The organism is Candidatus Krumholzibacteriia bacterium, assembly GCA_029865265.1.
Taxonomy (GTDB): Bacteria; Krumholzibacteriota; Krumholzibacteriia; order WVZY01; family JAKEHA01; genus JAKEHA01.
Genome location: JAOUHG010000011.1, coordinates 49,917 through 71,726 on the forward strand (window position 1 = coordinate 49,917; position 21,810 = coordinate 71,726).

Below are 21,810 nucleotides of genomic sequence, written 5' to 3' on the forward strand. Positions count from 1 at the left end.
CCCACCGGCTAAAGACGTTCCTGCAGGGACTCGTAGATGGCGGTGGTCGGGTCGTTCTCCACGATGAGCGGGAAATCACCGCGCTCGATCAGCTCCAGCAGCAGATCCGCGATCTCGCGGTCAAACTGCTCGCCGCGGTACTTGTGGAACTGGTCGACCACCTTCTCAACCGGCAGTCCCTTGCGGTAAGGACGGTCCGAGGTCATGGCATCGAACGCATCCGAAACCAGGATGATCCTCGCACCGATGGGAATCTCGTTTCCCTTGAGCCCCTCCGGATATCCGCGCCCGTTGGGCTGCTCGTGATGATAGCGCACCAGTACGGCGGCTTCCCGCAGAAACTTGAGGTTTTCCACGATGTCCGCGCCGATGGTGGGGTGCTGCTTCAGGGTGAGGAACTCCTGGTCACTCAGGCGCTCCTTCTTGAGCAGGATCTCGTGCTCGATGGCGATCTTGCCGATGTCGTGCAACAGGGCGCCGTATTCGAGGATCTCCAGGTCGCGCGCGGAGAGTCCCAATCCGCGACCCAGTCGCAGCGCGTAGCGCGACACCCGGTAGGAGTGGCCGTGGGTGTAGGGGTCGTTGGCGTCGATGGCGGAGGTGAGGGCGGCAACGGTATTAATGTGCGCCTCCTTCATCTCGATGTACAGCTTGAAGGTATACCGCGCGAGGAAGATGGGTACGATGAAGAGCAGCAGCGTCCACATTCCGTGCGCGCGATACACCAGGGCAATGATGGCGCCGATGGGTATGAAGGCGAAGATGTGGAAGAAGGTCCACAGGTAGTTGTGGCGCCACACCTGGAACGCACTCTTGCGCCCGCGCAACGCAACCACCACGCTGATGGCGATGGTATTGACCAGGTAGTACACCACGCTGCATACACCCAGTGGCACCAGGAAGCGTGCCGAATCCAGGCTGGTCCACGACGGCGGGAAAGACCAGTACGCCAGCCCCGCCAGACCCACGGTCATGATCAGCAGCGGCACGTTGAACGCGTACTTCACCGCCGCGCGCCGCTGGATGAACACCTCCGAGAAGAAAGAGGCGATGGCCTCCACCAGCACCGCGGCCGGCGGGCCCAGCAGCACGATGGCGGCCAGGTCAAGCGGGCTGGAGGCATAGATGGACGCGCCACCCCGTGGCAGGGTGATCTGCGCGGTATCCGCCACCACGATCATGAGGGCGAAAACGAGAACTTCCGGAAAGCGTGTCAGCGGGAAATCACGGACAAGAAGCGCAAAGAGGGCGAAACCGGCGAGGATGAAGGTAAGGTAATAGACCCTGAACCCGATCGACGAGTCTCTCAGCTCACCCTTTGAGGTCACTTGATCTTGTACTCAACCGAGCTCTTGAATTCCAGTTTTCCGACCAGGCGGTTGACCGCGTCCAGTGTTGCGAACACAATGGTTCGGTGTTCGTCACCCGACACGAGCGCGCACCCGACAAGGGTCTTGGTATGGCGTTCTCCGACAACTTCGACGCAGACCAAGACGGCATCGCGGCCACCCGGCTGCACCTTCAGGACGCCACCTAAGCACAGGCGTGTGGGCTCGTCAAGGAATTCCGAAACAGCGCGCAGGGTGGCATCGGCAACCACGAAGAGCGCGCCGGCGGCGGGGTTGTCGCTCTGGCTGCCGCCGAACGCGTGTGCTCCGTCGCGGGTCAGTTCGACCTCGGCGCGCACGCCCTCGCGCGACGACACCACGTTCACCTGCGAGAACGCAAAGCGCGAGGCGTGTTCGATGATGGGAAACTCTTCGATGACGGGTTCTTCGGACGCGGGCGTCTCTTCGGCGTCCAGCATCACCACACCGATCTTCTTGTAGTCGACGTCGATGCCCATGCCGGCCTTGAGGGCCCCTTCCACGTCGCGCGCGATGAACTTGGGGGACTTGCCCGCCCCCGCCACCACGTGGATCTCGATCACCTGACCGGACCCGTCGAGGCGAATCCGGCACGAGGTGACGCCCTGAATCCGCCCGATGAGGGATTCCGCGCGCCGGACGTCCTCCGATGTAAGTCGTTGTGATGCCATGGCTTGAAGAGTCCCGCGCGCCGCCGGAACACCCGGCGGGCGCGCAACTCATTATACCACACCGCGGGCTGCAAGAATCCTTCCAGCCGCGGCCAGGCCTCAGTAGCTCACCAGGTCGATCAGATGCCGGCGGCGCCCCTCGATATCGTGCGCGGAGAGACCGCAGATGCCATCCACCGAGAAGGCCTCCACCGCGTAGCTGGCCATGACGGTTCCCCAGGTGAGCGCCGCGGCCAGGTTGGAGCGGTCGAGACTGCCGCTGCGGGAGAGGTGCCCCAGGAAGCCTCCCGCGAAGGTGTCGCCCGCACCGGTGGGGTCCACCACGCGCGTGAGCAGCACCGCGGGCACGTAGAGGGTCACGTCGGGACCAAACAGAACCGCGCCGTGCTCACCCCGCTTGATCACCACATAACGCGGTCCCCACTGGCGGATCTTTCCGGCCGAGGCCAGCACCGTCCACTCGTCGGCGAGTTGCATGGCTTCTTCGTCGTTGATGAAGAGCAGGTCGACGCGCTTGATCACTTCCAGCAACGCGTCGCGCTTGGTGTTGATCCAGAAATTCATGGTGTCCATGGCCACGAGACGGGCGTCGTGGGTCTGATCCAGCACGGACAGTTGCAGGCCGGGATCGATGTTGCCGAGCAGCACGAATTTCGTCTGACGGTATGCCTCGGGGATGCTGGGATTGAAGTGCTGGAACACGTTGAGCGCGGTCTCCAGTGTGTCGCGGTCCTTGAAGTTCTCGTGGTAGCGGCCCTTCCAGTGGAAGGTCTTCCCCGCCACGGATTCGATGCCGCGCACGTCCACCCCGTGGTCGCTCATCTTGTCCATATGGTGCGACCCGAAGTCGTCCCCCACGATCCCCACCACCTGGGGACTCGAGAAGTAGCTCGCGGCGATGGAGGCGAAGCTGGCCGATCCGCCCAGCGCCATGTCGGCGCGGCCCTGCGGGGTCTCGATGGAATCGAACGCCACCGAACCCACGATCAACAACGGCTCCTTCTTCTGCTCTTGCATGGTGTTGCTCCTCGGAATCCAAGGGTCCTTCTGGGGTGCGCCCTTTGCAGACTACATGCTTTCGGGGGCGCTCACACCCAGCAGGTGCAGCGCGTTCTTCAAGACAATCTTGGTGGCGCGTGCAAGATCCAGCCGCGCCGCCGAAACCGCCGCATCTTCGCCCACGATGCGGCACGCATGATAGAACTGGTGAAACGCGGTGGCGAGTTCCTGCGCGTAGGTGGCGATGCGGTGCGGTTCGCGTGCATGCGCCGCCCCCGCCACTACACCCGGAAAGTACAACAGTTGCAGCATCAGCGCGCGTTCTTCCGCCGCCGTCAACAGCGAAAGGTCGGCGCCGGCTGCGGCCACGCCGCGCTCCTCGGCAAAGCGAATAACGCTGGCGATGCGCGCGTGCGCGTACTGCACGTAGTACACCGGGTTCTCGTCGGACTGTTTGCGCGCCAGGGTGAGATCGAAATCGAGCGGCGAGTTTGCGCGGCGCATCAGAAAGAAGTACTTGGCCACATCCACACCCACGTCCTCGATCAACTCGCGCATGCTGATGAACTCACCCGCGCGTTTGCTCATGCTCACCGGGTTCCCGTCCTCCAGCAGACGCACCCAGCCGACAATGATGATCTCCAGCCAGTCGGCCGGCGCGCCCAGCGCGGTCATGGCCGCCCGCATACGCGCCACGTAGCCGTGGTGATCGGGGCCCAGCAGCCCGATGGCACGGTCGAAGCCGCGATCCAGCTTGGCCGCGTGATAGGCCACGTCGGCCACGAAATAGGTGGGCACACCGTCGCTCTTCTTCAGCACGCGATCCTTGTCGTCGCCGAACTCGGTGGAGCGAAAATACACCGCCCCATCCTGCTGGTAGGTGTGTCCGCTGGCGACGAGACGGTCGTAGGCCGCCTCCACCGCCTCCGGGTGCAGCGAAGACTCCAGGAAGAACTCATCGAAGCGCACCCCGTAGCGGAGCAGGTCGTCGCGAATGCGGTCCAGCAAACGCGCGGCGGCCAGCCGTCCGAGTTCCGCCACGTCCCCCGAAGTCGCCAGGCGCTTCGCCCGCTCTTCCTCCGCTTCCGCGGCGATCTCCGCCAGGTAACCCCCGGGGTACTGGTACTGCTCAATCGACTCACCCTTCGCCGCCATACCCAGCCGCTCACGCAGACGGAAGCCGAGGCTCGCGCCCAGCGCCTCCACCTGCTTGCCGAAGTCGTTCACGTAGTATTCGCCCTGCGTCTGGTAACCCGCGAAATCGAGCAGGTTGAGAATGGCGTTGCCCACCGCCGCGGCGCGCGCGGAAACGATTACCAGCGGGCCGGTCGGGTTGGCGGAGACATACTCCACCTGCAGGCGCTGACCGGCGCCGTCACCGGTACGGCCGTAGGCATTGCCGGCTTCGAGCACCTCGCGCACGGTGCTGGCCAGCACGGGTCCGGCGAGCCGGAAGTTGATGAATCCGGGGCGCACCGCCTCCACGCTCGCCACCACGTCCGGGTCGACGCGCAGCGAAGCCGCCACGCGCTCCGCGATTTCGATGGGGTTCTTCTTGAGGACCTTGGCCAGGGACATGGCAACCGGGGTCGCGATGTCTCCATGCGCGGCATCGCGTGGGCGCTCCATCGCCACCGGAACGCCGGCGGCATCGTAACCCAGACCACGCAACGCGTCCGCGACGGCGGCCACGATGGTGTCGCGTGCGCTCAACTGCCGCTCTCCGCTTCCCCGTCACCGATTCGCTCGACGGGCGCGTCACCCCACAGGCGTTCGAGCTGGTAGTAACGGCGGACCTCGGGCTGGAAGATGTGGACGACGATGTCGATCATGTCGATCAGGATCCAGCGCAGTGCGTCATACCCTTCCACGTTGTAGATTTCGATGCCGGCCTTGCGGGCCTGTTCCAGGACGTTGTCCGCGATGGCCTTGACCTGGGGACCCGACTCTCCGCTGCACAGGATGAAGAACCGGGTCAGGTCCGTCACCTTGCGCAGGTCCATGATCAACACGTCCCCGGCCTTCTTGTCGTATGCGTAACCGGCAACCTTGCGCGCGGTGGCCACGGTGGCCCGCGAGGGCTTCTTTCCCGCGGGCCGGCGCGCTGTCGGCTTTGGTTCGATCGATCGCTTCGTCACTTGCCCTCCGTGATTATTCGCTCTTGCGGCGGCGCATGACGAGCATCGCCACCAGAGCGCTGCCAATATACAGGACCACCAGGGGAACCGCCATCAGCACCTGTGACACCGGGTCCGGGGGCGTGAACACGGCGGCGGCCACGAAGATGATCACCACCGCGTAGCGCCACTGGCGCAGGAACAGCCGGGGCGAAACCACACCGAGAATGGACAGCAGCAGGATCACGATGGGCAGCTGAAACACCAGGCCGAACGCGAGGCACATCCTCGAAATGGTGGTGAAGTACGCCCCCACCGAAATCATGGGCTGGATGCGTTCGGTAGCAAAGCCCAGCATGAACTGGATGATCACCGGAATCACGGCGAAATACGAGAACGCCACCCCGGCGTAGAACAACAGCGCCGACGCGGCCGCCACCGGCAGGAGGCGTGAGCGTTCGCGCCGGAACAGCCCCGGCGATACGAAGCGCCACACCCGGTAACCGACGTACGGGAAGCCCGCCAGCCCCCCGAGGATGAAGCTGAGCTTCATCCGGGTCATGAATGCTTCCGAGGGTGCGAGGAATGCCAGATGCTCGACGGGTACGTCGGCCACCAGCCATTCCATAATGGGGCCGCTGAAGAACCAGGCAACGATCGACAGTCCCAGCAGCAGTATCAGCGAGGACACCAGCACGCTGCGAAGCTCCCCGAGATGATCCCAGAAGGACATCTCACGGAGTATCTCGGCGCGCGCCGGCTCGCGTAGCGGCCGCATCACTCTCCATTAGAGCAGTTCCCGCTCCATCTGATAGTTGACGCTGGTGTCGACGGTGTCTCCACCGGCGCGGGGCGTCAGGTCCATGTCGACGGTCATCCTGGACTTGAGCTTGACGATCGCGCGGGCGGCTGGATCGAAGAGGAACTCGAACTTGCCCTTGCCCCCGCCTTCCACCTGGAAGGTCCCCATGGGGCTGACCGACGTCCCCGCCACCTCGGTGGCGAGGTCACCGGTGACGGACGCGCAGTCCACACCACCCTGCTTCTTGTTCTCCTTGTATGTGTAGTGGGCCGTCACCTTGACGTCGGTGCCATCGGCCCCCTTCTCCGTGTCGCTGCTCTCCCAGGTCCCCCCGGGGGCGTGCGCCCTGCCCGGCAGGCGCGGGAACCACCCCTTCACCAGGGGTTCGACGAAAGGCTGGACGCTGTCCCAGCCATCGTAGTATCCGGACTGCGCGATGTCGCTCACTTCGCCGCTGGGGTCCACCTTGAAAACGATCCCGTGGCCGACCAACATGTCCGCCAGCGGATCCGCGGCCTGATTGCCGAACATCTCACGCATCATGTCCGCCTTGTCGAACACGAGCTCCATGGATGCAACGCCATCGGCGACCGACAGGCACTTCAAGGTGACTTCGAAGTCGCCGATCTGCCCCATGGTATTGCCGCTGAAGGCGAGTTCCTGGCTGAGTTTCACGCGATACTGCCGGCTGGAACCCTCCTCGAAGCTGTACGCGAACATGACATCCTGCGCGAGCGCCTGGGCGGCAAAAGACGCCCCGGCCACGAAGAGACCACAGAAAACCAAGCGCCTGATCATTACAAGCACCTCCAGGGGGACAATCCACTCATTCCAGATCGTCCCGGTTCTGCCGATCAAGCAGAGCACGCACCTCGCTCATGAACTGATTGATGTCCTTGAACTGACGATACACCGAGGCAAAACGCACATACGCCACCTCGTCCAATGACTGCAGCCGGTCGATGACCATGTTGCCGACTTCCGTGCTCTTCACCTCGTTGCGAAACCGCGCAAACATCACCGCTTCGATGTCGTCGACCACCTTCTCCAGCTGTTCCCGCGAAACCGGGCGCTTCTCGCACGCCTTCACCAGCCCACCGAGCAGCTTCTCGCGGCTGTAGTGCTCGCGGCGCCCGTCCTTCTTGACCACCATCAGCGGCGCACGCTCGATGTACTCATAGGTGGTAAAGCGCGCGCTGCACTTGAGGCATTCGCGGCGGCGGCGAATGGCTTCGCCCTCCTTGGTGGTGCGCGAATCCACCACCTTGTCCTCTTCGAAACCGCACTGCGGGCACTTCATGGTTCAGCGCAACTCCGGGTACAACGGGAACGCGTCGCACAGATCGCGCGTGGCACGGCGCACCTCGCCGATCACCGCGGCATCCGCCGGATTCTCCAGCACGCGCCCCATGAGATCGGCGATGCGCTCCATCTCCGCTTCCTTCATGCCGCGCGTGGTCAGCGCGGGCGTGCCGATGCGAACGCCACTGGTAACGAAGGGACTGCGCGTATCGAAGGGCACCGTGTTCTTGTTGACGGTGATCCCGGCCGCTTCCAGCGCCGCCTCGGCCTTCTTGCCGCTCAGGTTGCGCGCGGTCAGGTCGAGCAGGAAGAGGTGCGTGTCGGTTCCCCCCGTGACCACGTCGAACCCCAGCCCCATGAAGCGCGCCGCCAGCGCGCGCGCGTTCGCAACCACCTGGCGCTGGTAGACCTTGAATTCGTCGGACATCGCGTCCAGGAAGCACACCGCCTTGGCGGCGATGATATGCATGAAGGGACCACCCTGCATTCCCGGGAAGGTAATCTTGTCCACCGCCTCGGCGTTCCCCGCCGGCGTGAGTACGAATCCGCCGCGCGGACCACGCAGCGTCTTGTGGGTGGTGCTGGTTACCACGTCGGCGTAGGGCACCGGACTCGGGTGCACACCGGCCGCAACCAGGCCCGCAAAATGGGCCATGTCGACCATGAGCAGACAGCCGGACTCGTCGCAAATGGCCCTCAGGCGCGGGAAGTCCCAGGTGCGCGCGTACGCGCTCGCGCCGGCGACCAGCATCTTCGGGCGCTCGGACAGCGCCTGCGCGCGCAGCGCATCGTAGTCCAGCATGCGCGTCTCGCGGTCCACCTCGTAGGGCACCACGTCGAAGAACATGCCGGAAAAATTCACCGGGTGTCCGTGGGTGAGATGACCACCGTGCGAAAGCGACAGCCCCATGATCTTGTCACCCGGCTTCAGGAAGGCAAAGTACGCCGACATGTTGGCCTGACTGCCGGAGTGCGGCTGCACGTTTGCGTGTTCGGCACCGAACAGCTTCCGGGCGCGCGAGCGCGCGAGTTCCTCCGCCTTGTCCACTTCCTCACAACCACCGTAGTAACGCTTGCCGGGGTAACCTTCGGCGTACTTGTTGGTCATCACCGAGCCCATGGCGGCGAGCACCGCGCGGCTCACGAAGTTCTCCGAGGCGATCATCTCCAGGGTTCCGTGCTGGCGCTGCGCCTCGCCCTTGATGGCGGCGGCAATCTCGGGGTCGACCTTCACGAGGCTCTCGTCAAAACGGCTCACTGTCCTTCCTTTCCTTCCCGGGCGCCCGACTTGTATCCGTCCAGGCGAGGCAGGTGCCCGGCCATGGACTCGATGCATTCACGGATGACACGGCGGGTGCGCCGGTACACCTCGAGTGAACCCCCGATGGGGTCGGGAATATCGCCGTGATGGCTGTCCGAGAAGTTGGTCAGGAGGAACGTGTACTCGAGGGCATCCGCATTGAGCGCACCAACTGTCTGGCGGTGCCCCACACCCATGGTGACGATGAGGTCGGCGTCGCGCACCATCCCGGCGTCCAGCATGCGCGAGCGATGCTGGTTCAGGTCGAGTCCGTCCTCCCCCGCCACCTCGATGGAGTACCGAGAGGCCGGGCTGCCATCCATGGCCGACGTGCCGGCGGATGCCACCGAGACTCCCATGCCCGCCAGCACCTGCCTCGCAATCGCCTCCGCGAGCGGGCTCCGGCACGTGTTGCCCGAACAGACGAACAGGATTCTCTTCAAACGGTCCCTTCCCAGCCGCCATACCCGCGGCCCGCCGCCAGGGAGGGGGTGGCAACGTGGGAGGCGGCATGGAATTGCGCCCTTTCCAGCGCGGGCAACGATACAAACAACGAGTTGACTTTGCAACGGATTCCGACTAATTAGGGGTGAATTCCCCACGCTTGTTCCCCGGGAGGCCATTCATGTTTCGACCGGCAGCCGCGCTAGTTTGCGCGGCCCTGATAACGACCGCTTCGCTCGCCGGCGCCGAGCCGATTCTGAAGCCCCACAAGTACTACGGACCCATCCCCCAGTCCGCCCTGTTCCTGCGCGTGGGCATGCTGGGAGGCGCCAACGACCAGGAGATGCTGGATTTCCTCGACAGCAGGACCCAGCCCCCATTCGAGAACAACATCGAAGACTTCGGCAATTCCCTCACCTTCGATATCGGGTACCAGCACAAGCCGCACCCGCGCTTCGGGTTCAGGCTCAATGCGAGCTACTCGGGGCTGAAGGCAACCGACAACGGCAACATGGTGGCGCTCGCGGCCCCGGTTCCCCCCGACACGATCTCGCCGGAACTGGACTTCTCACGGGAGTTCAAGGTGGACCTCTTCGTGCTGGAGGCGTCGGCGGTGTACTACTTCGCAGATGCGTCGGTGAAGGAGTTTCAGACCTACCTGGGTGGCGGTTTCAGCTTCGGCTTTCCATACCAGACATACACGGACACGCGCGTACGCGCGGACAACGGCCAGCCATTCGGAGAACCGATCGACCTGAGCGAGTGGGACTTCAGCGCGGGCGTGCACGCGGTGCTGGGTGCAATCTACTACGTGTCGAACCGTTTTGGCATTTCCGGGGAGGGGCGCGTCCAGCTGATGGAGAGCAATTTCGACCAGATCGAGATACCCAATGAAACCGGAGACCCGGAAACGGTCGGCTTCGTGGTCAAGTACACCGGCTTCTTCGTGACGGTCGGCGTGGCGTGGGCGTTCTGACACGCGCCTCCCGGAAGCGAGCCCCGATGCGCCCCACCATCAAGAACGTCTCTGTCCGCTCCCCCGCGGGACCGCTGCGCGAAGACGCGGTGGTGATTCCCGTGTTTGCCGGCGCCCGCGCACTGCCGCGCGAGGCGCTCCCGCGCGACCGCGCCGCCGCCGTCGCGGCCACGCTGCTCTACAAGGGCGGCTTTGCGGCACGACGCGGGGAGTGCCGCGTGGCGTCGGTCGTGCGAGGCAAGCGCCTGCTGCACGTGGTGCTGGTGGGACTGGGCAAACCCGCGGCGGCCAACGCCGAGGACATCGCGGACGCTGCCGGATCGGCCGCAACGGCGTTGATCCAGGCCGGCGCCGAATCGGCCGCCGTGCTGCTGGACCCCGTCCTCGCCGCGCCACTACCAGGTCCGGATGTGGCCCACGCCTTTCTCAAGGGTATGCTGCTGTCGGGCTACGCGTTTGCCGTGGGCAAGCGAAGCAAGGCACGACTCCCCAGACTCACCATCGTCACCGCGCAACCCGCGCGCGACTTCGCGGTGGCCATCCGCCGCGCCCGCCTGGTGAGCGGGCTCATCGTCACCGTGCGCGACTGGGTGAACACACCGGCCAACGCCATGACTCCGGGGCTCTTTGCGGACGAGGGGCGGGCGCTGTGCGCTCAATACGGCGTTTCCTGCCGCGTGTGGGGCCGCCGCGAGATCGAGAAAGCCGCCATGGGTGGCGTGCTCGGCGTCGCCGAGGGCAGCCGAGAAGAGCCGCGCTTCATGGTGATGCACTACAACATGGACAAGCCCCGGCTGCCGTTGGTGTGCCTGGTCGGAAAGGGAGTGACGTTCGACTCGGGTGGAATCTCCATCAAGCCGTGGGAGAAGATGAACGAGATGAAGTCCGACATGGCGGGCGGCGCGGCGACGGTGGCAGCCATCTGCGGGTGCGCGTCGCTGGAACTGCCGGTACGTGTGGTGGCGATGGTTCCCTGCGTGGAGAACATGCCCGGCGGGGGCGCGTTTCGCCCCGGCGATGTGCTCACACTGTGTTCGGGCAAGACGGTTGAGGTCTACACCACCGATGCCGAGGGGCGCCTGATACTCGCCGACGCGGTCGCCTACGCGCGCGCGCACTACAAGCCCGATGTCATCGTGGACATCGCCACGCTCACCGGGGGCGCGGTAATCGCGCTCGGAACACGCGTGGCCCCCATCATGGGAAACGACAACGCGCGCGTGGATGAGGTGCGCAAGGCGGGCGATGCGGCCGGAGAACCGGTGTGGCCGCTTCCGCTGGACGAGCGCTTCTTCGACATGGTCCGGGGGGAGATTGCGGACTACAAGAACTACACCGGCCGCCAGGCGTCTCCCATCACCGGCGGCGCGCTGGTGGGGGTCTTCGCCGAGTCGACGCCCTGGGTGCACATTGACATCGCGGGGTCCAGCTGGTGCGACGGTGGTGGCGCGTCCTACCAGTCGCGCGGCGCAACCGGCTTCGGCGTGGATCTGCTGGTTCGTTTTCTGGAGATCGCGGCGGGCCGCTGAGCAGCGTCAGGTCTTCCGCCACACCATGCTTTCCTGGCGGGTCAGAAAGACCCACAATCCCATCACCGCGGCCGCGTTCAGCACCATGAACGTCCACGGCACGCGAAAGACCCCCGCGCCGCGCGCGGTCTTCAGCGGGGTCAGGTTCAGGAGCCCCAGCGTATAGAAGAGAGTCTGCAGCGCGAACGCCGCGGCAAAGAACGGTCCCGGCAGCAATGCGCTCGCCACCCACGCGCTGATGCAGAAGTACGGCACCAGCAGCCGCAACACCTTGTGCGAGACGAACTGGAACAACACCGGGTTGTCGCGCACGCTCAACAGCCTGGGCTCCAGCGCCATCGCCTGGTAGTTCCCCGCCAGTGTTCGCACCTTGCGCGAGAACTCGCGCGCCGCGGTGGCCGAAGTGAGATCGAAGGCACGCGCCGCGCGAACGAAGATCACCCGATACCCTGCCATCACGATGCGCATGGGCACGAGGAAGTCGTCCAGCAGCGTGTGCGGCGCAAGCGGCACGAAGAGGTTGCGCCGCACCGCGTAGATGGAGCCCGTCGCCCCCACCACCGACGAGACCCTGCTCTCGCTGCGCCGGATGAGCTTCTCGTACTTCCAGTACAAGCCCACGCCGTCGTGGACCTCGCCCACCTCTTCGCCCGCGAGCAGGATGAGTTCACCGCTCACCGCGCCCACCGCTTCGTCGTGGAACGCACTCACCAACTCTGCGATCGCGTTGGCGCTGAAACGCTGCCGGGCGTCACCGAACACAATGATCTCGTGGCTCGCGCTGGCGACACCGATGTTGAGCGCAGCCGCCTTCCCCACCGGCGCCGAACACTCGATCACCTTGACACCGCTGGGCGTGAACAGACGCGCCAGTTCCGCGGTGCGATCGCTCGAACCGTCGGACACGACGATGATTTCGAGCAACGCGGGCGGGTACTCCTGCGCCAGCAGGTTCTCCAGCCGTGCGGTGATATTCGTCTCCTCGTTGCGTGCGGCGATGACCACGCTCACCGGAACCTGCCGGTAGCGCTTCTCGACGCGGCGTGGAAAGAGGGTGGCCCACACCACGATCACCGCGGGATAGATGAAATAGGCGTACAGCACCACGGCGGCGCTCACGAAGAAGAGGATCTTCACGACGCACCTCCGGAGCGGGCGGCGCGCACACGCGCGTAGGCACCCTCACCCAACGCGCCGCGCACCGCACCCAGCGCCGCGGCGCGGAGGTATGCCGGCAACAACCGCGCTCGGGATCCGCCCGCAATGGCTTCGAAGCGGCCGCTGGAGGTGGTCATCATTACGGGCACGCGCCGGTAGGCGAAGCGCACCTCGGCCGAAGCGTTGTAGCCGAAGGTGGACGTCGAGACGGCGACGAACGACAGCTCGCGCAGGGAGCGCTCGGTACGCGGCGACCAGCGCCCCCCGGGAGGGGCAAAGTGGTCCACCGTTGCGCCCGCCACGGACTCGAGCAGTTCTCGCGAACGGGCCAGCTCGGCGCGTTCGGCCGCCGCATCCAGGGTGGTGAGAAAGCGGTGCGTCATGGCGTGCGACCCGATGTGCATGCCCGCGGTCTGCATCTCGCGGATCTGGGTCCGGGTCAGCCCGCCGGCGGCGTCAACCCGCCCGCCGCAAATGAAGAAGGTGGCGCTGAATCCGTGCGAGGCCAGTACGGGCATGGCGTGGGCATGGTCGCTGGCATTGCCGTCGTCGAAGGTGATAGCCACCCACTGCGCGGGGACGGCGTTGCCCGCCGCAAGCGTCTCATGAACCCGCCGCATCGAAACCCCGATGCGGCCGGCCGCTGCCAGCCGCGCCATCTGCGCCGCGAACGCGTCCGCGGTCACCGACCACGGGCGCTCCTCCGGGTCCTCGACCGGATGGCGATCCGAGAGGATCCGGTGGTACATCAGTACGGGGTAGCGACTCATGCGCGGGTTCCGTTTCACGGCTGCAGACTAACGCGGGGCCCGGGGTCCGTCCAGCACGGTGCCGCTGGAGAACATGCAAGGTCGGGACCAGCCGGCCAGAAAGCGGGGAACATCCCGCCGGGGCCGGGTAAAAGGGCTTGTGGTATACTGGTAGTCTTCGCGGGCACGGACGGCGGATCGAGGGTCGGTCCGGCCGTTCGGGGCCCGCACCCGCACCCATGCGCAACTTCACCCGCTTTTTCCTGGCCTTCGCCGCTTCCGCCGTTATCGCCGTCCCCGCCGGGGCCGGGAAACTGCCGCCCCGCGTGGGCTACACCATCTATGTCGACGGCGTCCGAGTGGGACACTCCACGGTCACCATCGCGCGGGAAGAACAGGCGGTACGCCTGGCGTCACAGACGCGGGTAGAGTTGGGGCCCAACGTAATCGACCTGAAGTCCGAGGCGGTCGCCGATCCGGCCACCTTCGTTGTCCGCGAGTTCTCCTTCAGCGGCACCAAGGGCGGGATGGCCGCGGCCTGCCACGTGGAGGTCCGCGGCGACTCGGCGACGGGCTGGGTGCAGAATACGATGTCCGACCAGCGGCGGCCCCGCGGCGAGTTCAACCCCGGCGGCTTCGTGGTCTGGGAGGACTGGGTGATGGAACTGGAGATCCTTTTCGCCCTGCGCCAGGCAGCCGCACCCAGAAACCCGGACAACTACCGGCTACTGTTCGCCAACTCGTTCCTGACCACCGATGTGGCGATCGGTTACACCGGCGAGGTCGCCATCGAGTCCGACAGCCGGTCCGTCGTCGGCCGCAAGCTGGAAGTCGCCATGTCCGGCGGAGAGCCGTTCGAGAGCCACGTCGACCCGGCCACCGGCATTCCGCTCTACCTGCGTTTCCCTGGAACCCGCACCGAGATATTCCGCGACGATTTCTTCGGGGATACCCCCCCTGTTCGCTACAGTCCGCCCCCGGCCGACCCTGGCGGCGAGTGACTACCTTATGAGGAACGATAGGGTTGGGCCCTTGCCTTCCCGGCCGGCTCAAGGCCGGCTTCCTAAGTCTATCTCCGCAAGTGTTTTGCACTGTACGGACGCCTCAAACCGGGTCCAGGGACGGTGTTTTTTCTTTGACACCCTTCCCCGGCCGGGCTAGCCTTTAAGGGTCCAGAACACCTCCCCACCCATGGGCCCGCCGGTTACCGTCGGGCCGATTCTATAAAAAGGGGGTGCGGTGAGGACCCGGATGGAGACCGGGACACACGATGAAGAAACGCATCGCATGGTCGGCCTGCCTGTGGAGGCTTCGCACGGGTTCCTTCGGCTTTTACGTCGACGGCCCGGCGCGGGCGCTCTTTGCCGCCGGGCGCTCTTTGCCGCCGGCCGCCCGGCGTGCGCGCCGCAACCGCGCGTTCGTTCTGGTAGCCGCGGTGGCCATCGGAGTTCCTGCCCTCCTGTGGATTTCCGACCTCGCCAGCTCGTCGCGGATCGCCGCCAGGACGGGCCTGGCGGAGGGACGGCCCGTGGCCGAGGTGGCCTCCCTGGAAGGCTCGCTGGAACGTTACTACCGCCAGCGCGAGGCCGGCGAGTGGGAGGGCGAGCTCAGCGGTCGCGAGGTGGCCGTGACGGTGACGGTAACCGGCTACACAAGCCGCCCGGAAGAGACCGATGACACGCCGTTCATCACGGCCGCCAACACGCAGACGCGCCCGGGCGTCATCGCCCTCTCGCGCGATCTGCTGCGCCGCTACACGCCCGACGCGCCGTTCACGTTCGGAGACGTGATCCACATCTCCGGGGTGGGCGACTTCGTGGTGGAGGACTCCATGAACAGCCGCTGGCGGAAGCGCGCCGACATCTGGTTCGAGAGCCTCTCCCAGGCCCGCAGCTTCGGCCGCCGCACGCTGGTGGTCACCGGCCCATATGGACTCGCCGACGGGCAGGAGCTCGACCGCCCGACCTTCCTGGCCTCCACCAAGGCGGGTGCCTCGAAGTGAACGTCGCCGTTATCGGCGCCTCCAGCAATCGCAACAAGTTCGGAAATAAGGCCGTGCGCTCGTACCGGGCGCACGGTCATTCCGTTTACCCGGTGAACCCGGGCGAGGCGGCCATCGAAGGGCTGCCGGCGTTCAAGAGCATCGAAGACATCCCGGCCGATATCGACGTGACCCTGGTCTACCTGCCCCCGGCCGTCACCCTGACCGTCCTCACGGGCATCGCGCGCAAGGGAACCAGACAGCTTTACCTGAATCCCGGCAGCGAGAACGACACCGTCGTGGCGCGTGCCCGCGAGCTCGGCCTCGAGCCCATCCTCGCCTGCTCCATCATGGCCATCGGCGACTCGCCGTCCCATTACAGCTAGTCTCCTGGCGGTGTCGCGCCCGCCCCAGGCCAGCCCCCGCGCCCGTGACCCGTTGCAGGGGTTTCGCTTGCGCCGGTAGCGCCCGTGACCGTATGATGCTGTCTGTCCGAACGGCCCCTGGCCGCATCCGTCCCGCAATCCATCCGCAAGTCCGAGATCCGTCGGAAGTTTTTCTGAGAAACGCGGCCCCGGCGGCCGTCCGAGAGGAGTTCGTTCTTGAAAGAATTCGACGTGGCCATCATTGGCAGCGGCCCCGGCGGCTACGTGGCCGCCATCCGCGCCGGCATGCTGGGGCTCAAAACCGCCCTCATCGAGAAGGACCCGTTCCTGGGCGGCACCTGCCTCCACCGGGGCTGTATTCCCACCAAGGCGCTCCTGCACACCGCCGAAGTCTACGACGAGATCAGCAGTGCTGCCGATATCGGCATCATCGTGGAGGGCGCCGCCCTCGACATCGCCCGGGTACACGCGCGCAAGCAGGCCATCGTGGACAAGCTCGCCAAGGGCGTGGCTTACCTGTGCAAGAAGCGCAAGGTGGAGGTATTCACCGGCTTTGGCAGCTTCGTCGACGCGCATACCCTGCGCATCGCCGGCGAGACGGGCGAAGAGAAAATCGCTGCGAAGAACGTCATCATCGCCACCGGCTCGGTTCCCGCCCACCTGCCGCACATGAAGCCGGATGGCAAACACATCATCGACAGCGACATGATTCTCAAGATGGAGGAAGTCCCCGAGAGCCTGGCGGTCATCGGTTCCGGAGCGGTGGGGACGGAATTCGCGTCGGTGTTCAACTCCTTCGGATCCAAGGTCCACCTCATCGAGTTGCTGCCGCGGTTGTTGCCTCTCGAGGACGAGGAGTGCTCGCAGGCGCTGGAACGCGCGCTCAAGGCGCGCGGTATGGCGTGCTACGCCGGCACCGAGGTAACGGAGGCCAGAGTGGGCGCGGGAAGCGTCGCGCTGTCGCTCAAGAAGGGCGACGGCATTTCCTCGCTCAACGTCGCCGTGGTGCTGGTGGCAACCGGGCGCAGGCCGGTGCTGGAAGGCCTGAACCATGAAGCGGTGGGTGTGAGGATGGACAAGCGCTTCGTGGCGGTCGACGAGTACATGCGCACCAGCGTGCCCGGCATCTACGCCATCGGCGACGTGGTGGCATCGCCGGCGCTGGCGCACGTTGCGTCCCGCGAGGGCATCCTCGCGGTGGATCACATCGCCGGCAAACACGTGCAGCCCATCGACTATCTCACCGTGCCCAACTGCACGTACTCGCACCCCGAGGTGGCGAGCGTGGGGCTCACCGAGAGCGCCGCCCGCGAGCAGGGCCACGACGTCCGCGTGGGCAAGTTTCCCTTCTCCGCCCTGGGCAAGGCCATGATCATCGGGGACACGTCGGGTTTCGTGAAGATCGTGGCCGAGAAACGCTATGACGAGGTGCTCGGCGTGCACATCATCGGCCCCCGGGCCACCGAGTTGATTGCGGAGGCCGTGCTGGGACGCAAGCTCGAAACGACGGTGGAAGAAATCGCAAACACGGTCCACGCCCACCCCACGCTGGCCGAGGCGATGATGGAGGCGGCACACGGTGTCTATGGCGAAGCCATCCACGTCTGATATGTACTCTGTTGCCGCACCCGAAGGCCTGTCGCTGGATCGCACGGGCATGCTCGAGTTGTACTATTTCATGGCGCTCAACCGCCGGCTGGAGGAGCGGCTGGGCATGCTCTACCGCCAGAACAAGGTGGTGGGGGGGCTGTACTCGAGCCTGGGGCAGGAAGCGTGCTCGGTGGGAAGCGCCTACGCCCTGGAGCACGGCGACTTTCTGGGGCCGATGATCCGCAACCTCGGCGCACTCATGGTGCGCGGCGTCAGCCCGCGGGACGTGATGGCGCAGTACTGCGCACGCGCCATCTCACCCACGCAGGGCAAGGATCTCAACCTGCACTTCGGGTGGGTCGAGCGGGGGTTGATTGCACCCATCAGCGTGGTAGGCGCGCTCATCCCGGTGATGGCCGGCATCGCCCTGGAAATGAAACTGAAGGCAAAGAAGAACGTGGCGCTCACCTACATCGGCGACGGCGGCATGAGCACCACCGACTTTCACGAGGGGATGAACTTCGCGGGCGTGCACGGCCTGCCGCTCATCCTCATCGTGGAAAACAACGGGTTTGCGTACTCGACACCGACATCGATGCAGGCCAACGTGCCCGACCTTGCGGTGCGCGCGCACGGCTACGGCGCCCACGGCGAAATCGTCGACGGCAACAACGTGCTCGCCATGCTCGACACGGTGCGCCGCGCGCGCCGGCGCTGCATGGACGGCGGCGGACCGGTGATGATCGAGGCCAAGACCTTCCGGCGCAAGGGACACGCGGAGCACGACGACGCCGGCTACGTTCCCGCCGCGCTGCGCGCCGAGTGGGAGAAGAAGGATCCGATCGACGCTTACCGGCGCTTCCTGATCGCGCACGCGGTGGTCGAATCGGCGACGGAGATCGAGGACATCGACAGCAGAATTGTTGCTATACTGGAGGACGCTGCGAACGAGGCGCTGGCCGCTCCGTTCCCCCATCCATCCATCGCCAGGGAGAATGTCTATGGTTGAGCGACAGACCGTGTCGGCCAAGAGATCACGTCTTGTCCACACCCCGGACGAAAAGGACAAGCTCGACATGCTTCATTTCATGAAGCTGACGCGCGAAATCGAGGACCGTATCGAGCGCAAGCTCTACCGTCAGGGGCGCATCGTGGGGGGCGTGTACGTGGGACGGGGCCAGGAGGCCATATCCGTGGGCACCGCCATCCACATGGAGAAGAACGACGTGGTGGCGCCGTCCCACCGTGACATGGGCGTGTTTCTGATGCGCGGCATCAGCGCGCGCCGCATCATCGCCCAGTACATGGGCCGCAGGACCGGCCTCACCCGCGGGCGCGACGGCAACATGCACATGGGCGACATGGACCACAACGTCATCGCCTTCGTCAGCCACCTGGGCGACAACGTGCCGGTGGCGGCGGGGGCGGCGCTGGCCTTCAAGCAGCGCGGCCAGAAGTACGTCGCGCTTTGCTACAACGGCGAGGGCGCAACCTCGCGCGGAGACTGGCACGAGGGCATCAACTTTGCGTCCGTTCATAAGCTCCCGGTGGTGTTCTTCATCAACAACAACGCCTACGCGTATTCCACCCCCATGGAGTTGCAGATGGCGGTGAAAGACGTCGCCATGCGCGCGCCCGGATACGGCATCCCCGGCGAGGTGGTCGACGGCAACGACATCATGGCGGTGTACGACTCCGCCAGGCGCGCCATCGACCGCGCGCGCAGCGGCGAGGGTCCGTCCATCGTGGAATACAAGACCTTCCGCATGACCGGCCACTCCGCGCACGACGACGCGGGCTACGTTCCGCCAGAGATGTTCGAGGAGTGGAAGAGCAAGGATCCGATCCTTCGTTTCGAGAAGTATCTGCTCGACGAAGGCACCATCACGCCGCAGCGCATCGAAGACATGCAGCGCGACTGCGCGGCGGTGATCGACGACGCGGTGGAGTGGGCCGAGAAGCAGCCCTACCCCGCACCGGAAGAAGTCACGCGCGACGTTTACTTCGAGGGATAGACCCGCACAGGTAGCGAGGAGAGTGCATGGCAGTCACGACCTACATCGATGCCATCAAGGAAGGCATCTGGGAAGAGATGGAGAAGGACGAGAATGTTTTCATTCTCGGCGAGGACGTGGGCATCTACGGCGGCGCCTTCAAGGTGACCAAGGGGATGCTGGACCACTTTGGTCCCAACCGTGTCATCGACACGCCCATATCCGAGTCCGCCATCGTCGGCGCCGCCATCGGCGCGTCGCTGGTGGGGATGCGGCCGGTATGCGAGATGCAGTTCATCGACTTCATCTCCTGCGCCTTCGACCAGATCATCAACTTCGCCGCCAAGTGCCGCTACCGCTGGGGCGCCGGCGTACCCATCGTGGTGCGTGGGCCGTGTGGCGGCGGCGTGCACGGCGGGCCGTTTCACTCGCAGAACGTGGAGTCGTATTTCTTCAACGTTCCCGGCCTGAAGATCGTGTGTCCGTCCACCGCGTACGACGCCAAGGGCCTCATCAAGGCCGCCATCCGCGACCCGGATCCGGTGCTGTACTTCGAACACAAGTACCTCTACCGGCGCATCAAGGAGGACCTCCCCACCGAGGACTTCGTGGTGCCCATCGGCAAGGCGCAGTTGCGGCGCGAGGGCGAGGACCTCTCCATCATCACCTGGGGCGCCATGGTATACCGGGCGCTGGATGCCGCCGCGGAACTGGAGAAGGAAGGCATCGACGTGGAGGTGCTCGACCTGCGCACCATCCTGCCGGTGGACGAGGAGGCCATTCTCACCACCGCGAAGAAGACCAGCAAGGTGATCGTGCTGCACGAGGCAACGCTCACGGGCGGCCCGGGCGGCGAGGTGGTGGCGCGCATCGCCGAGAAGGCGTTCGAGTATCTCGACGGGCCCATCGTGCGCATTGCGCCGCCGGATACCCCGGTGCCGTACAGCCCGCCGCTGGAGGAAGCGTTTCTCCCCCAGGTGCCGGATATCGTGGCACGCGCAAAGAAACTGGCGGCGTACTGACGGGGGCTCGCGGGTCCTGTCACCGATTTCCCCGCCGCCTGACGCGGCGGGGGCCGCATCGGTGACACCCGCTCGAACAGCGACGGTCCGCGCGGGCCTTGCAGCGCGACAACAATAGGAAAGGATTAGACAATGAGTGTCGATGTGATCATGCCGCAGATGGGCGAGAGTATCGCCGAGGGAACCATCGTCAAGTGGCTCAAGCAGGTCGGCGACAAGATCGACCGCGACGAGCCCCTGTTCGAAATTTCCACCGACAAGGTGGACGCCGAGATTCCCTCCCCCGCCGCCGGCACCCTGCTGGAGGTGCTGGTGACCGAGGGAACCACCGTGGAGATCAACACCGTGGTCGGCCGCATCGGCGCGGCCGGCGAGGCGCCTGCGACTTCGGCACCGAAGACGGCGCCGGCTCCCGCGCCCGCGGCGGCAACACCGGCACCGAAACCGGCGCCCGCGCCGGCTCCCGCCCCCGCTCCCGCGCCGGCCGCATCCGGCAGCCGGGTGGTACGCTCCTCCCCGGTGGTGCAGAAGATCGCCGCCGAGCACAACGTCGACCTCTCCCTCCTCGATGGCACCGGCGAAGGCGGCCGCATCACCAAGAAGGACGTGCTGGGCTACATCGAATCCGCCGCCACCGCGGCGCCCGCCGTTTCGGCGCCTGCCCCTGCGACACCGGCTCCTGCGCCCGCCGCCCGCACTGCCCCCGCGCCCGCACCGAAGCCGCAGGTGTTCGCCGCGGGCCAGGACGAGGTGCGCGAGCCCATGAGCATCATGCGCAGGAAGATTGCCGAGCACATGGTGGTGAGCAAGCATACCTCGCCGCACGTGTACACCATCTTCGAAGTCGACATGCACGAGGTGGTCAAGCGCCGCGAGGCCCTGAAGAAGGAGTTCGCAGGCGAGGGCGTCAAACTCACCTTCCTGCCCTTCTTCATCGAAGCGTGCATCCGCGGTATCAAGGAATACCCCATCATCAACAGCAGCGTGGACGGCGAGACCATCGTCTACAAGAAGAACGTCAATGTGGGCATCGCGGTGGCGCTCGAGAACGGGCTCATCGTGCCGGTAATCAAGGGCGCCGACCAGATGAACCTGCTCGGCCTGGCGCGGACCGCCGGCGACCTGGGCGAGCGCGCACGCACCAAGCGGCTCGTTCCCGACGACGTGCAGGGCGGGACCTTCACCATCACCAACGTCGGCGTGTTCGGCGGCATGTACGGCCTGCCCATCATCAACCAGCCGCAGGCGGCCATCATGGGCATCGGCACCATCGTCAAGCGCCCGGTCGTTATCGACGACGCCATCGCCATCCGGCCCATCGTGTACCTGTCGCTCTCCTACGACCACCGCATCATCGACGGCGCCGACGCGGCCCGTTTCCTGACCGTGGTCAAGCGGGAGCTGGAGAAGCCGGGCGCGTAGC

The 21,810-nt window shown here is 65.5% G+C and carries 22 protein-coding genes; 10 read left to right on the forward strand and 12 right to left on the reverse strand.

The window, feature by feature from the left end; all coding sequences use genetic code 11:
- Positions 1-8: 8 nt before the first annotated feature.
- From OEX18_07215 to OEX18_07260, 10 genes are all read right to left on the reverse strand, one after another.
- Entirely contained in the window at positions 9-1,328 is a 1,320-nt protein-coding gene (locus tag OEX18_07215; protein ID MDH4337057.1) for an HD-GYP domain-containing protein, read from the reverse strand.
- Positions 1,325-2,038: a hypothetical protein gene (locus OEX18_07220; protein MDH4337058.1), complete on the reverse strand. Its 714-nt coding sequence runs from the start codon at positions 2,036-2,038 to the stop codon at positions 1,325-1,327. The genes OEX18_07215 and OEX18_07220 overlap by 4 nt, the downstream gene beginning before the upstream one ends.
- A 99-nt stretch (positions 2,039-2,137) precedes the next feature.
- Positions 2,138-3,055: a PfkB family carbohydrate kinase gene (locus tag OEX18_07225; protein MDH4337059.1), complete on the reverse strand. Its 918-nt coding sequence runs from the start codon at positions 3,053-3,055 to the stop codon at positions 2,138-2,140.
- 51 nt (positions 3,056-3,106) lie between these two features.
- Positions 3,107-4,750 carry an arginine--tRNA ligase gene (gene argS / locus OEX18_07230; protein MDH4337060.1) on the reverse strand — a complete coding sequence of 548 codons (1,644 nt, stop codon included), beginning with the start codon at positions 4,748-4,750 and terminating at the stop codon, positions 3,107-3,109.
- Positions 4,747-5,175: a ribosome silencing factor gene (rsfS, locus tag OEX18_07235; protein MDH4337061.1), complete on the reverse strand. Its 429-nt coding sequence runs from the start codon at positions 5,173-5,175 to the stop codon at positions 4,747-4,749. The genes argS and rsfS overlap by 4 nt, the downstream gene beginning before the upstream one ends.
- 13 nt (positions 5,176-5,188) lie before the next feature.
- A complete protein-coding gene (gene tatC, locus OEX18_07240) occupies positions 5,189-5,932 on the reverse strand; it encodes a twin-arginine translocase subunit TatC (GenBank protein MDH4337062.1) in 744 nt (247 codons plus the stop codon).
- A 9-nt stretch (positions 5,933-5,941) separates the two neighbouring features.
- A complete protein-coding gene (locus OEX18_07245; protein MDH4337063.1) occupies positions 5,942-6,754 on the reverse strand; it encodes a hypothetical protein in 813 nt (270 codons plus the stop codon).
- Between the two features lie 28 nt (positions 6,755-6,782).
- Positions 6,783-7,256, reverse strand: coding sequence for a transcriptional regulator NrdR (gene nrdR, locus OEX18_07250; GenBank protein MDH4337064.1), 474 nt, complete (start codon positions 7,254-7,256; stop codon positions 6,783-6,785).
- 3 nt (positions 7,257-7,259) lie between these two features.
- A complete protein-coding gene (locus tag OEX18_07255; GenBank protein ID MDH4337065.1) occupies positions 7,260-8,516 on the reverse strand; it encodes a serine hydroxymethyltransferase in 1,257 nt (418 codons plus the stop codon).
- Entirely contained in the window at positions 8,513-9,001 is a 489-nt protein-coding gene (locus OEX18_07260; protein ID MDH4337066.1) for a low molecular weight protein arginine phosphatase, read from the reverse strand. The genes OEX18_07255 and OEX18_07260 overlap by 4 nt, the downstream gene beginning before the upstream one ends.
- A 182-nt stretch (positions 9,002-9,183) precedes the next feature.
- Between OEX18_07260 and OEX18_07265 the strand changes: the two genes are divergently transcribed.
- Positions 9,184-9,978: a hypothetical protein gene (locus OEX18_07265; GenBank protein MDH4337067.1), complete on the forward strand. Its 795-nt coding sequence runs from the start codon at positions 9,184-9,186 to the stop codon at positions 9,976-9,978.
- A gap of 26 nt (positions 9,979-10,004) precedes the next feature.
- Entirely contained in the window at positions 10,005-11,507 is a 1,503-nt protein-coding gene (locus tag OEX18_07270; GenBank protein MDH4337068.1) for a leucyl aminopeptidase, read from the forward strand.
- Positions 11,508-11,513: 6 nt separating this feature from the next.
- Here OEX18_07270 and OEX18_07275 read toward each other — a convergent pair whose 3' ends face one another.
- Positions 11,514-12,644, reverse strand: coding sequence for a glycosyltransferase family 2 protein (locus OEX18_07275; protein ID MDH4337069.1), 1,131 nt, complete (start codon positions 12,642-12,644; stop codon positions 11,514-11,516).
- Entirely contained in the window at positions 12,641-13,435 is a 795-nt protein-coding gene (locus OEX18_07280) for a polysaccharide deacetylase family protein (GenBank protein ID MDH4337070.1), read from the reverse strand. The genes OEX18_07275 and OEX18_07280 overlap by 4 nt, the downstream gene beginning before the upstream one ends.
- 218 nt (positions 13,436-13,653) lie before the next feature.
- Here OEX18_07280 and OEX18_07285 point away from each other — a divergent pair, with 218 nt between their 5' ends.
- From OEX18_07285 to sucB, 8 genes are all read left to right on the forward strand, one after another.
- A complete protein-coding gene (locus tag OEX18_07285) occupies positions 13,654-14,415 on the forward strand; it encodes a hypothetical protein (GenBank protein ID MDH4337071.1) in 762 nt (253 codons plus the stop codon).
- Positions 14,416-14,684: 269 nt separating this feature from the next.
- The gene (locus tag OEX18_07290) at positions 14,685-15,416 is read left to right on the forward strand and encodes a 3D domain-containing protein (protein MDH4337072.1); all 732 of its coding nucleotides are present in this window, start codon (positions 14,685-14,687) and stop codon (positions 15,414-15,416) included.
- The gene (locus OEX18_07295) at positions 15,413-15,781 is read left to right on the forward strand and encodes a CoA-binding protein (GenBank protein ID MDH4337073.1); all 369 of its coding nucleotides are present in this window, start codon (positions 15,413-15,415) and stop codon (positions 15,779-15,781) included. Before OEX18_07290 ends, OEX18_07295 begins: the two co-directional genes overlap by 4 nt.
- Before the next feature lie 216 nt (positions 15,782-15,997).
- A complete protein-coding gene (lpdA, locus tag OEX18_07300) occupies positions 15,998-17,389 on the forward strand; it encodes a dihydrolipoyl dehydrogenase (protein MDH4337074.1) in 1,392 nt (463 codons plus the stop codon).
- The gene (locus OEX18_07305; GenBank protein MDH4337075.1) at positions 17,367-18,380 is read left to right on the forward strand and encodes a thiamine pyrophosphate-dependent dehydrogenase E1 component subunit alpha; all 1,014 of its coding nucleotides are present in this window, start codon (positions 17,367-17,369) and stop codon (positions 18,378-18,380) included. The genes lpdA and OEX18_07305 overlap by 23 nt, the downstream gene beginning before the upstream one ends.
- Positions 18,373-19,386 carry a thiamine pyrophosphate-dependent dehydrogenase E1 component subunit alpha gene (locus OEX18_07310; GenBank protein MDH4337076.1) on the forward strand — a complete coding sequence of 338 codons (1,014 nt, stop codon included), beginning with the start codon at positions 18,373-18,375 and terminating at the stop codon, positions 19,384-19,386. Before OEX18_07305 ends, OEX18_07310 begins: the two co-directional genes overlap by 8 nt.
- 26 nt (positions 19,387-19,412) lie before the next feature.
- Positions 19,413-20,387, forward strand: a complete 975-nt coding sequence (locus OEX18_07315) for an alpha-ketoacid dehydrogenase subunit beta (protein ID MDH4337077.1) — start codon at positions 19,413-19,415, stop codon at positions 20,385-20,387.
- Positions 20,388-20,519: 132 nt separating this feature from the next.
- Positions 20,520-21,809 (forward strand): 2-oxoglutarate dehydrogenase, E2 component, dihydrolipoamide succinyltransferase, encoded by a 1,290-nt coding sequence (gene sucB, locus OEX18_07320; protein ID MDH4337078.1) that lies wholly within the window; start codon positions 20,520-20,522, stop codon positions 21,807-21,809.
- Position 21,810 lies beyond the last annotated feature (1 nt).